Source organism: Paraliobacillus ryukyuensis (assembly GCF_003315295.1).
In the GTDB taxonomy this organism is placed as follows: domain Bacteria; phylum Bacillota; class Bacilli; order Bacillales; family Amphibacillaceae; genus Paraliobacillus; species Paraliobacillus ryukyuensis.
Genome location: NZ_QNRI01000002.1, coordinates 511003 through 523237, shown reverse-complemented (window position 1 = coordinate 523237; position 12235 = coordinate 511003). Strand labels below are relative to the sequence as shown.

Below are 12235 nucleotides of genomic sequence, written 5' to 3'. Positions count from 1 at the left end.
AAGTATACTCCGGGCACTCCGACGCCTCCCACGGTCACTTCGCCACAAAAACCACACACTTTCGCAGTAGAATGGCATTGTCAACCCTTATCAATATTAGCTATACTAGTACTTAGGGCAAAAAAATGTTACAACGAAGGTGACGAAATTGGAAAAAACACATAAGAAACTAATCGGTAGTCGAGTGATCAAAACAGGTCTCGCTGTTTTTCTTACCTCTTTTATCTGTCAATGGTTGGATTGGCCGGCGGTTTTTGCCGTCATTACAGCGATTGTAACAATTGAACCAACAGTCAATGACTCGATTAAAAAAGGAGTCATCCGTTTACCCGCTTCTGCAATCGGATCGGCATACGCAGTTCTTTTTATTTCGCTATTTGGTAATTCCCCACTGACTTATACAGCAGCAGCTTTTTTTACCATTATTACTTGTTTTCGACTAAATCTACATGTGGGGCTACTTGTAGCAACATTGACTTCTGTTGCGATGATTGAAGTTATTCATTCGCATTACATTATCGCTTTCTTTATCCGTTTAGGAACTACTTCGATTGGTTTGCTCGTATCAACAGCAGTCAATATGTTTGTATTGCCTCCAAATTATTCGAAGCGCATTTTAGCAAATATCGATTCTGTGATGCAAACCACTGGTGAAGAATTAAATGTAATTGCGAAAGATTTGCTTTTTGAAACAAAAGATTGTAAACAAAAAGCCCGATCAAAAGAAACGTTTGCAAACTTACGAAAAAAAATTGATATCACTGACAAATTATTAAAATTTCAACAAGCTGAGGCAAAGTATCATCGACTTTCCAAAACGAAAAAACAAGAATTGCAAGATGAATTAGATAAGCTCACGACATTACGCTTAATTCATTATCATATTGGTAATTTAATGAATACTCCTTTAGAAAGTATTACTTGGACAAAAAAACAATCGGATCATATTGTCTTAACCATGCAGGCATTAGCTGAAACGATGGAAAATCCAGATCAATTCCGTATGCAACAACATCGGACGCACATTAAAGAACTAATGAATCAATTTTGGCAGTCAAAAAAAGAGAATCAATTAATTGAACAACCAAATGGAGCGACGTTTTTTAATTCTGAAATCATCATTTTATATGAATTATTGTCTATTTATCATTTAGTAGAACAGTTGTTGCAAGACAAAACTTTTCGTTAACTAGTTAACGAAAAGTTCACCAACTTCTAGCTACATAAAAACGCCCCCAAAAGTTTGGGGGCGTAATCATTTACCGTAAGTACTCTATCCTTAAATCATTTTCTCAATTTCGGCTTCGTCGCGTAATGCTTGAATTCTTTCATTTAACTTTGTCTGTATCTGACTATTTTTTAATTGCGTTTTAATCGTCTCTTTTACATCTTCTAAAGCAGGTAATTTATCACTATTTCCCTGCTCCGTTAACGTATCATAATACGCTTGAACGTCTTCTTCTGTCACTTCAACATTACTAAATTCTTGTTGTACGTATGCGTCTTGTTCTAGTTGCATTGACACTTGTTCTCGAAAAGACTCCAATGTGTAATTTAGGTTGTCCAATTGCGTTTGGAATGCTTTTTCAGAATCAAATTGTGCTTTTGCCTCTTCAATATAAGCATCTACATCGGATGCAGTGACTTCAATTCCTTTAGCCGCTGCATCTTGAGAAAGTACCTTTTGACTAACTAATGCATTAAGTGCTTGTTCTTTTACCATTTCTTGATCTTTTACATCTTGGCCTTGTTCTTGTAATAAGGTTTTCGTTTGAGTATAAACCGTATTATAGTCATTACCAAGTAATTCTTCCCCATTAACGACTGCTACGACGGCATCTGATTCCATCTTCTCTTCATCGGAAATATCAACTTGCGTTTGATTGGCAGAATCACTTGTTGCTTTATCTGTTGATCCTTCTGATTCCCCTTCTTGATTATTACCGCAGGCTACTAAACCGACAGTTAATAATAATAGGAAAACGAAGCTAGTAATTTTTTTAAACATGTTGAAAAACACTCCAATTCAGTATTTGTCTCCTATTGAAACATTTTTTTCCTAACAGCGCAACCATATGGGCTACCTTAACCAAAATGCGCCATACAATAAAGCTGCTAAGATGACGAAGGCAGGATGGATTTTCCACCGTTCCATGAGCAAAAAACTAGCCAAGCCAATTCCAATCATTTGTATGCCACCAATATCACCATAAGAGGTTTGAAAAAATCCAAAAGCCATCACACCCAATAAAACAGCGATCGTTGGTCGAATGAGTATGGTCATGCGTTTTACTTTAGGCGAATCTTTATATCTCATTAATACACCGAGTAATACGATCATTAATAGTAAGGACGGCGCCACTGTAGCGAATATACTAACTGCTGCGCCAAGTACGCCAGCTTGTTGAAAACCAATAAAACCGGCCATTTTCGTTGCAATCGGACCTGGCAAGGCATTCGCCATTGCTAACATATCACTAAAATCGTTGACAGACATCCAGTGAAACCGGCCGACTACTTCATTTTCAACTAATGGAATCGAAGCAGGTCCGCCGCCATAACCAACAATACCGGGAATAAAAAAAGCGATGAATAATTGCCAATAGATACTCATGAGGACCGCTCCTGTTTATCGGGTTTTACAATAGCAAAGAGTAACAAGGCCGCAATAATGATTGCTGGATGCACACCAAAAAATTGCGTGAGTACAAGCGAAAAAGCTGTTAATAAAATCATCCATCGCCATCCTAATCCACTATATGCACGTTTTAGAAAGTTATAGGTTAATACCGCTAACATTACACCAACCACCGGAACGACTGCTTTTGTCATACCAGATACCCAAGCCTGATCACTAGCAGTTGCTAAGAACGTTAACAATACGATCATGAGACATATGGTAGGAACAATACTGGCAAGGACGGCATTGAGCATCCCCATGATACCTGCAACGCGATAGCCAATATACCCTGCCATTTTCGTTGCAATTGGTCCTGGTAACGCATTTGCTAAAGCCAGTATATTCCCAAATTCCTCCTGATCCATCCACCTATATTTCTCAACAACTTCTTTTTGCACAAGCGGGATGGAAGACGGACCGCCACCATAACCAAGCATACCTACACGAAGAAAAGCTAAAAATAAATGCCAATGTGTCATTCTATCTCCCCTATTACAAGAACATAATATATTTAATTTATAACATGCTTATTTTTTAATCTTTACAGTTGATACTATACATATAAACTTATAAACTGATTATACATTTTTCAGCAATACAATCCAAAAAAATAGAGTTTCCATGCTGGCGCCAGCAAGGAAACTCTATTTTAATTTATATCATGTTGTCAACTTAATTTAGGTAATACTCTAGTTTCTTTAATCATTGAAGATTTACAAAGTGGACAAGTCGGTTCCGTTTCAAAGGAATAATCTTCTCTCATCCAACCTGAACAATCATCATTCGTACAAGACCAAACCGAAGTTTCGATCTCTTCCACCGGTTCTTTCTTATTATTGTAGTAGGCCACAGGGTCATCCCCTTTCGTTATATTACTACTTATTATACCCTTCTTTTAACAAAAAAACAAAGTGCCAGTCCTTGCATCTCCCTAACTGAGGTATTTATTAAAGTAAAACAATGAACACCCTTCGATGTATAAGACGTCCAACCTTTCTTTTTGGTCACGTTATTGGTAAAATAATTTTATATTACTTTTTTTGGAGGAACATCAATGGAAAATCATCTCAATTACATGAAACAGGCTATTTCTTTAGCTGTCGATAACGTCCATCAACAGGGCGGCCCATTTGGAGCAATCATTGTCAATGCGAAGGGAGAAATTGTCGGTAAAGGACAAAATCGCGTAACAGACAAACACGACCCTACCGCACACGCCGAAGTGGAAGCAATTCGCCAAGCTTGTCAAGCATTAGGAACATTCCAATTAGATGATTGCATTTTATACACGAGTTGTGAACCTTGCCCCATGTGCTTAGGTGCGATTTATTGGGCTCGATTAAAAAAAGTCTATTATGCTGCTGATCAAGCTCTAGCTGCAACAGGTGGATTTGATGATGCTTTTATTTATCAAGAAATTAATAAACCCTATGAAGAAAGAAAAATCCCCTTCTATGAATTAGATGTAGCAGAAAAGAATGCACCATTTGAAACATGGAAATCAATAGATGCAAAGATCGAGTATTGATGGACTTCATGTAAAATCGACAAAAATAGGACTTTAGTCTGATTAAAGATTTGACTTAATGTTATACAATGTAATCGGTTACAATTTTGAGTTATAATTTCTTATCATCTCATATTTGATAAGGAAGTATTTACTGATTGTCCCCCTTTGCATCCATTTTAAAATGGGTGCATTTTTTTATTCTCTAAAAAATGGGTAAGATAGAAGATGAAGTGAGATTTATAACTCCATTAATCTTTAGTTTAACTTGAATTATAGGTTTTTGATGTGATAAACATGATGTAGAGGTGATTGTAGATGAAGTACAGAAAAATAGGTAATACAGCTTTGGATGTCTCTGCCATCGGGCTAGGAACATGGCAATTCGGTGGTGAATGGGGAAAAGATTTTAGTCAAAAAGACGTAGACGCCATTCTAGATGAGGCTGCTGCACAAGGTATTAACTTTCTGGATACCGCTGAATGTTATGGAGACCATTTATCTGAACAATTAATTGGAGACTATTTAAAACGGCATAACAGAGATAATTGGATTGTCGCAACTAAATTTGGTCATCATTTTCACGGGCCGTTTGAACGCACAAGACACTGGGATCCTGATGCTGTTTTAAAACAGCTAGATCAATCGTTAAAAGCGTTAAATACCGACTATATCGATCTATATCAAGCGCATTCTTGCACGGATGAAGAATTCAATAATGATGCTCTTTGGACCATGCTTGATAAACAAAAACAAGCTGGTAAAATACGCCACCTTGGCATCTCATTAAAAGCAAACAATGATGCCTATCAAGCTAAAAAAGCGTGTGAAGTTGGTGCCACTGCCCTTCAAGTCGTCTATAATCGCTTAGATCAAGCACCGGAAGAAGAAATCTTCCCTATAGCAGAAAAAGATCAGCTCGGGGTGCTAGCTAGAGTTCCTTTAGCAAGTGGTTACTTATCCGGAAAGTACAAGCCAGGTGCTACATTTGAAAGATCAGATGTACGTTCACGCCATGACAAAGAAGCCACAATGAAGAAATTAGCTTTAGTGGAACAAATAAAGCAATCAGAAGTGCCAGAAAATACTACAATGGCAACATGGGCGCTTGCATGGTGTTTACAACATCCCGCCGTTACCACGGTTATTCCTGGTTGTAAAAATCCAGAACAAGTTATCAGCAATGCCTCAGCAAGTGAATTGGCAATGGTATCCGACTCCCACCCACAACAGGTGAAAAAATAGCACCATAGTAGAAAGCGCAGCATGGAGAAGATCAACGCTGCGCTTTCTTAAATACTTATTTGTTTAACTTGGACCAATCAAACGGAATTGTACTATTTTTATTGGCATAACGTAATAATTCCGTTGCACTTGCAGTTTGTTTTTTTGCCCTATGCTGAGCACCATCTTCTATCCTTCTTCTAGCCACTTTACACCCTCCTTTTCGCTTTTAGCTTATGCAACATAAGAAAAAAGCATACAGCAACAAGATGTGGTGCATATGTAGAACACTAGAATAAATAAAAAATACCTGTATGCGCTTTATATTTAGCGTTTAAAAGCTAAATGATAAAAAACATACAGGCGATGTACTTGCGAAGGGATGCAGCTCGCTTGCTACACTTCTAAGTGTACAACAAAATGTAAACGTTATCAATACTGTTTTTATATTTTTTTCGTATCGTGAATGAATGTCATCATTCAATGTTTGATTATGATTTCAAACTAAATGTAATGTTCGTGGTTTAAGTGTAGCTGTAATTATAAAATTGATTCACTGTAAAAAAATTCACAACTATCCATCTTACTAATAACACTTTTGGCTGAAACTCTACCGTTCGTAACGTATATCCGGCATCAGAATAGCATATCTCTTTTATAATCACAAGAATTTTGGTAAACTATCTTACAATAAGATTATTTTATTCAGAAAAGGCTATTTTCAATCTGTTTCTAATATGATAGCGTTTATATTTAGGTGAAAATACAAACTTTTCTGTTATTTTGATCAAAAAAACATGTTATGATAGACACATGTCTTTCAAGTAAAAACACACATTAACACCTCACAGTTGGCGCTAACTGTTCCCGCAGGTAAAAGTTACTATTGTTTAAAAAAGGAAGAAACGAAAGGAAGTGAATGTATGGAAGTAAAAACAGATGAGAAAAGTACAATATCATTGCGACGTGATGTCGAATATTTGAACAAGATATTAGACAAAGTCTTGTATCATGAAGGTGGCGAAGAATTACTAGAGAAGGTAAACAAAATTCGGTCTTTGACAACTTCACTTCGAGATGCACAGGATCCAAGTATCTATATGCAAATCAAAGAAGAAATCGATCAGCTGCAACCCCCATTACGTGAGAATGTCATTCGCGCTTTTTCAGTCAATCTGCATTTGTTTAATATTGCAGAACAAAATTACCGTGTGCGACGTCGTCGTGAATATCAAGCACAAGATGATACCATCATTCAGCCTGGCTCCTTAGAAGATGGTGCGAAACGTTTATTTGAAAATAACGTTTCCCCAGAGCAAATTGGTGAATTGTTGGAGCAATTATCGTTAGAACTTGTTATCACAGCACACCCAACCGAAGCAACAAGAAGAACCATGCTTCGTATCCATCAACGCGTGGCTAGCTTATTAAAAGCTTGGGATCACTCCTATACACGTTATGCGAAAAAAGTGATTCAAGAGACAATTGAAAATGAAATTACAATATTATGGCAATCATCAGAAATACGTGAAAAGAAACCATCTGTTATGAAAGAAGTATCCAATGGTTTATATTTCTTTGATAAAGTTTTATTTGATGTACTCCCTCGCCTCCATCAAGACCTTGAAGATTTATTATATGAAAAATATAATCAACAATGGCATGTACCATCGTTTCTACGTTTTGGTTCATGGATTGGTGGCGACCGTGACGGTAACCCGAACGTTACAGCAAATACAACGCTTCAAACATTGAAAGAGCATCGCGCTCTTGTGCTCTCCAAATATAAAGACTCGTTAGATCGATTGAAAGAATTACTTAGTCAATCGACTAAGAAAGTAGCAGTTAGTGAAGAAATTGAAGATTCTATTCAACAAGAACGTAAAACCTTAAACTATAATGGTTGGCACAAAGAAGATGAAGTGTACCGAATTAAACTTGGTTTAATGTTAAGAAAATTAGAGTACACGGAACAGGAGCATGAGCTCGGCTATCAAAATGCAGAAGCATTGCTTAATGATTTATATATGATCCAAAACAGTTTAGAACAACATCATCCAAATAAAACACCAATTAAACTATTGCGTAAAGTCATTCGTCAAGTCAATGTGTTTGGTTTCCATCTAGCTACATTAGATATTCGAAACCACAGTGGCGAGCATGAAACTGCTTTAGCAGAAATATTACGAGACGTTAACATAGCACCTGATTATAAAGCACTTGATGAAGAAGGAAAATTAGATGTCTTGATTAAAGTGCTGGAAGATCCTCGGCCACTCATATCCATCTATGATGAGTTTTCTGCGGAGACTCAAGAAATGATCAATACCTTCCGTATGATCAAGGAAGTAAAAGATACCTTTGGTGAGCGAGCAATCGAAGTATACTTAATTAGTATGACAGCATCCGTTAGTGACTTGTTAGAAGTACTTGTTTTCGCAAAAGAAGTTGGACTTTATCGTGTGTATCCAGACGGGCATGTAAAAAGTAGATTGCATGTGGCACCATTACTAGAAACCATTGACGACTTGAAACATGGTCCTGATATGATTAAACATTTATTTAGTATTCCTTTATATCGGAGACACCTACAAGCTCGTGGCGATTTACAAGAAATTATGCTAGGCTACTCAGATAGTAGTAAAGATGGTGGAACCTTAACTGCTAATTGGGAATTATACCAAGCACAGGAAGAGATTCACTCGATCGCATCCTCTTTCAATGTGAAATTAAAATATTTCCATGGACGAGGAGGTTCATTAGGGCGTGGGGGTGGTCCACTCAATACCAGTCTACTATCTCAACCACCAATCACACTAGGCGATGGTGTGAAAATAACGGAGCAAGGCGAGGTGCTTTCTTCTCGCTATCTATTGACCGATATTGCTTATCGTAGTTTAGAACAAGCAACAACTACGATGATGACTGCCATAGCTGGATTAAATGATGCAACGAAACAAGTCGATATTCCATCGCAAACGGAAAGACAAGCAATGGGTAAAATCTCTGACTATGCTTTAGAGAAGTATCAATCATTAGTATTCCAAGATGATGGATTTTTAAAATACTTTAACCAAGCAACGCCATTAAATGAGCTAGGTGCTTTAAATATCGGTTCCCGTCCAATGAAACGTAAAGGTAGTGACCGTTTTGAAGATTTACGCGCAATTCCTTGGGTATTTGCTTGGACACAAAGTAGACAACTGTTACCAGCATGGTTTGCAGCAGGTACTGGCTTTTATAAATTTATTGAAGAAACTGGCGATTTAGCCTTACTTCAAGAACTCTATCAAAAATGGCCATTTTTCCAATCTACCATTAATAATTTACAAATGGCACTAACAAAAGCTGACTTAACAACTGCCAAAGAGTACACTAAAATGGTAGAAGATACTGCAATTCAAACGCGTATATATGATCAAATTGTAGAAGAATACAATTTAACAAAAGCAATGGTACTAAAAATTGCACAACAAGAGGAATTAATGGAACATAAACCGAATATTAAAGAATCTGTTCGACTACGTAATCCATTAGTAGACCCACTAAACCTGATTCAAGTCAATTTGATCTCGCAACTTCGCAAAGAAAATGAAAACGGTAGTGACCATGAAGTATTAAATAGTCTATTAACCGAAGTATTATTAACCATAAATGGTGTAGCCGCAGGGTTGCGTAATACCGGTTGATTAGTGAAAAGATCTCCATTATTATGGGGATCTTTTTTTCAATAAACCTCCCCTTTTTTATTCTACGTCTCAAAAACATACATAATCACTTAAAAATCTAATAACACTATCAATTTTACATTATTCGACAAAAAAACATTTTTTCCTATATTTACAATCTTTTTGATTCAAGATACACTAGTACTACACGTGTGAACTTGAATGTATAGGTGGTGAAAATTATCCAATTAATCCAAGAGCATCAAACATTGTATCAAACGAATAAGGAACATATAGATAGAAAACTAGAAGAGATAGAAAAGTTACGCTCACAAATGTATCAGTATTATCACAAAGAAGATAACCAACAAGAATTGATTCGGATTTCACAAGAGCTTGATAAACTACTTTATGAGTATATTGCTTCCACCCATAAACAAAAAAACTACTCAAATTAAGCCATCTCTTCTAAAGCATTCTCTTCAAACAATCCACCGATCAACTTTCATTAAAATTCAAATAAGCAAGTATAGTAGAAACGATGAGACGAGCATCTATCGCGCTTGCTAAAAATCAATTACATTTAACTTTTAAATAAAAATAGTTATAATCAAACGATCGGATTATGATAAATACCATCAATTGGATGTACTTTGTGGAGTGAAATAATTGGAAAGGCGTTATTATGTGCATTTGACATAATAACGCCTTTTTTTATTGCTACCAGTATGCAGCTTCTCACCTAATACTCCCTCGAAAAATATGATTATCCACCCCCTTCTATTTTTCAGCTTAATTAATAGTCCTATTCATAAAGTTAGAAACCATATTCATGCACCAGAATGATTAATTTTTAATCTTTTTGAATTTTAATGATTATTTTTGAAAGAAAATGATTGATTTTTGCAAACGTTTTTTATATAATGATGACAAGAGGTTGATACAATTAGATGCTTGCATTAAATGTAAGCGGTTGATTTACAATTAGCACTTCTCAAGATTTTATATTTTAGTATGAATCGCATCTTTTAACCTCATCCTATACAAAGGAAGAAACGGAGGGTTTCAACAATGAAAATTACAGATTTATTACGAGCTGACACGATTGAAGTAAATCTTCAATCAAATTCCAAAACAGCTGTTATCGACGAACTCGTTAACACGTTAGATCAAGCTGGAAGATTAGCGGATAAAGAAGCCTATAAACAAGCGATCTTAGAAAGAGAAGAACATACAACGACTGGTATTGGCGATGGTGTCGCAATTCCACATGCAAAGTCTAGTGCAGTAAAAACACCAGCCATTGCATTTGGTCGTTCCACAGAGGGCATTGACTATGAATCATTAGATGGTCAGCCAAGTCATTTATTCTTTATGATTGCAGCTTCTGAAGGTGCTAACAATGAACACTTGGAAACTTTATCACGATTATCTAGTATGTTAATTGATGAAAATTTCCGTCAAACACTATTAAATGCACCGTCAAAAGAAGATATTCTTGATGCAATTAACCAAAAAGAACAAGAGAAGCTTGCAGATGAAGAACCTACGCAGGATGATTCTACCGGTTCGAAAAAGAAAATACTAGCAGTTACAGCTTGTCCAACAGGGATTGCACACACTTTTATGGCGGCTGATGCCATTCGTGATAAAGCAAAAGAACTGGGCTATGATGTGAAAGTAGAAACACGTGGCTCTGGAGGAGCAAAAAACGTTCTAACAAGTGAAGACATTGCGCAAGCAGATGGCATTATTGTTGCAGCAGACACCAAAGTAGAAATGGATCGTTTCCAAGGAAAACCGGTGGTAGAAGTTCCTGTAACTGATGGTATTCGTCGTCCTCAAGAATTAATTGAACAAGTAGTAAGTGGAAATGTAGGTCCTTACAAAGGAACAGGCTCATCAAAATCCGATGACGCTGAAGAAAAAGGAAAGTCGACGCAAAACGCATTCTATAAACACTTAATGAACGGTGTATCGCACATGCTACCTTTCGTCGTAGGTGGCGGTATCTTAGTAGCTTTAGGATTCTTATTTGGAATTGAATCTCACATACCTGGTGAACCAGGTTACAACAAGTTTGCTGAAGCATTAAACACCATTGGTGGCGGCAGTGCATTAGGACTAATGATACCTGTTTTAGCAGGATTCATTGCGATGAGTATTGCCGATCGGCCAGGACTTGCGCCAGGTATGATTGGTGGGTTTATGGCAGCACAGGGTAACTCAGGGTTCCTCGGTGGACTAATTGCCGGATTTTTAGCCGGTTATATTGTAGTTCTACTTAAAAAAGCATTGGTTGTTGTTCCACAGTCCTTAGAAGGTATTAAGACGATACTACTTTATCCTGTTTTAAGTATTTTCTTCACAGGTATGATCATGTTCTTTGTAGTTGAAACACCTGTTGGTTGGTTTAACACCGCACTTGGTGATTGGTTACAAAGCATGGGTACGGCAAATGCGATTGTGCTTGGTTTAATTCTAGGCGGTATGATGGCAGTTGATATGGGTGGCCCAATCAATAAAGCCGCTTACACATTTGGACTCGCTATGATTGCTGACGGTGTTTATATGCCACATGCGGCAATTATGGCTGGTGGTATGGTTCCACCGCTAGGAATTGCCGTTGCAACCTTCTTGTTCAAGCGGAAATTCACTAAACAAGAACGTAGTGCAGGACCAACAAACCTTATAATGGGAGCTTCCTTCATTACAGAAGGTGCTATTCCATTTGCAGCTGCAGACCCTGGTCGTGTTATTCCAGCTGCGGTAGCCGGTTCTGCTGTAGCAGGTGCTCTATCCATGACTTTCCAAATTGGAACACAAGCACCACACGGAGGTCTCTTTGTACTCTTCCTAATGGAAGGTAATCCATTACTATACTTGATAGCAATTGCTGCAGGAACGATTGTTACGGCATTGTTACTGGGTATGTTGAAAAAAAATAAAGAATAATGAATAGAAAACAAACGACCTGTTTTGCTGATTGTGCAAAACAGGTCGTTTGTTTTATTTTTGGCTCTATACTAAATGTGGTGTTATCCCTTGATTTATCAAAGGTTCCACCGAAGCAAAAAAAACACAGTCAATCCCCTCTCTTTTGTTCCCCTAAAGCAGAGGTAATATGCGAGACTCCTGCGGGAACAGCATATGTTT

Annotated in this window: 11 protein-coding genes; 6 read left to right on the top strand and 5 right to left on the bottom strand. The window is 37.2% G+C overall.

The window, feature by feature from the left end; translation table 11 throughout:
• The first annotated feature begins 148 nt into the window (after positions 1-148).
• Positions 149-1189, top strand: a complete 1041-nt coding sequence (locus tag DES48_RS05705; protein WP_079710750.1) for an aromatic acid exporter family protein — start codon at positions 149-151, stop codon at positions 1187-1189.
• Positions 1190-1279: 90 nt separating this feature from the next.
• Here the strand turns inward: DES48_RS05705 and DES48_RS05700 are convergent, their stop codons facing one another.
• The 4 genes from DES48_RS05700 to DES48_RS05685 all read right to left on the bottom strand — a co-directional run bounded on the left by DES48_RS05700 (position 1280) and on the right by DES48_RS05685 (position 3530).
• On the bottom strand, positions 1280-2008 hold the full coding sequence (locus DES48_RS05700) for a SurA N-terminal domain-containing protein (protein ID WP_113867582.1): 729 nt from the start codon (positions 2006-2008) through the stop codon (positions 1280-1282).
• 72 nt (positions 2009-2080) lie between these two features.
• Positions 2081-2614, bottom strand: coding sequence for a chromate transporter (locus tag DES48_RS05695; protein ID WP_113867580.1), 534 nt, complete (start codon positions 2612-2614; stop codon positions 2081-2083).
• A complete protein-coding gene (locus DES48_RS05690) occupies positions 2611-3159 on the bottom strand; it encodes a chromate transporter (protein WP_113867578.1) in 549 nt (182 codons plus the stop codon). Before DES48_RS05690 ends, DES48_RS05695 begins: the two co-directional genes overlap by 4 nt.
• A gap of 188 nt (positions 3160-3347) precedes the next feature.
• A complete protein-coding gene (locus tag DES48_RS05685) occupies positions 3348-3530 on the bottom strand; it encodes a cold-shock protein (RefSeq protein ID WP_079710744.1) in 183 nt (60 codons plus the stop codon).
• A gap of 204 nt (positions 3531-3734) precedes the next feature.
• On the opposite strand from DES48_RS05685, the gene DES48_RS05680 reads away from it, so the two are divergent.
• On the top strand, positions 3735-4208 hold the full coding sequence (locus DES48_RS05680; RefSeq protein WP_079710742.1) for a nucleoside deaminase: 474 nt from the start codon (positions 3735-3737) through the stop codon (positions 4206-4208).
• 297 nt (positions 4209-4505) lie between these two features.
• Positions 4506-5432 carry an aldo/keto reductase gene (locus DES48_RS05675; protein WP_113867576.1) on the top strand — a complete coding sequence of 309 codons (927 nt, stop codon included), beginning with the start codon at positions 4506-4508 and terminating at the stop codon, positions 5430-5432.
• 55 nt (positions 5433-5487) lie between these two features.
• Here DES48_RS05675 and DES48_RS16360 read toward each other — a convergent pair whose 3' ends face one another.
• Entirely contained in the window at positions 5488-5619 is a 132-nt protein-coding gene (locus DES48_RS16360) for a hypothetical protein (protein ID WP_256860604.1), read from the bottom strand.
• 715 nt (positions 5620-6334) lie between these two features.
• Here DES48_RS16360 and ppc point away from each other — a divergent pair.
• The 3 genes from ppc to DES48_RS05660 all read left to right on the top strand — a co-directional run bounded on the left by ppc (position 6335) and on the right by DES48_RS05660 (position 12034).
• On the top strand, positions 6335-9100 hold the full coding sequence (gene ppc / locus DES48_RS05670) for a phosphoenolpyruvate carboxylase (RefSeq protein ID WP_113867574.1): 2766 nt from the start codon (positions 6335-6337) through the stop codon (positions 9098-9100).
• 212 nt (positions 9101-9312) lie between these two features.
• On the top strand, positions 9313-9537 hold the full coding sequence (locus DES48_RS05665; RefSeq protein WP_245911306.1) for an aspartyl-phosphate phosphatase Spo0E family protein: 225 nt from the start codon (positions 9313-9315) through the stop codon (positions 9535-9537).
• 613 nt (positions 9538-10150) lie between these two features.
• Complete coding sequence (locus tag DES48_RS05660; protein ID WP_113867572.1) at positions 10151-12034, top strand: PTS fructose transporter subunit IIABC; 1884 nt, start codon at positions 10151-10153, stop codon at positions 12032-12034.
• Positions 12035-12235: the final 201 nt, after the last annotated feature.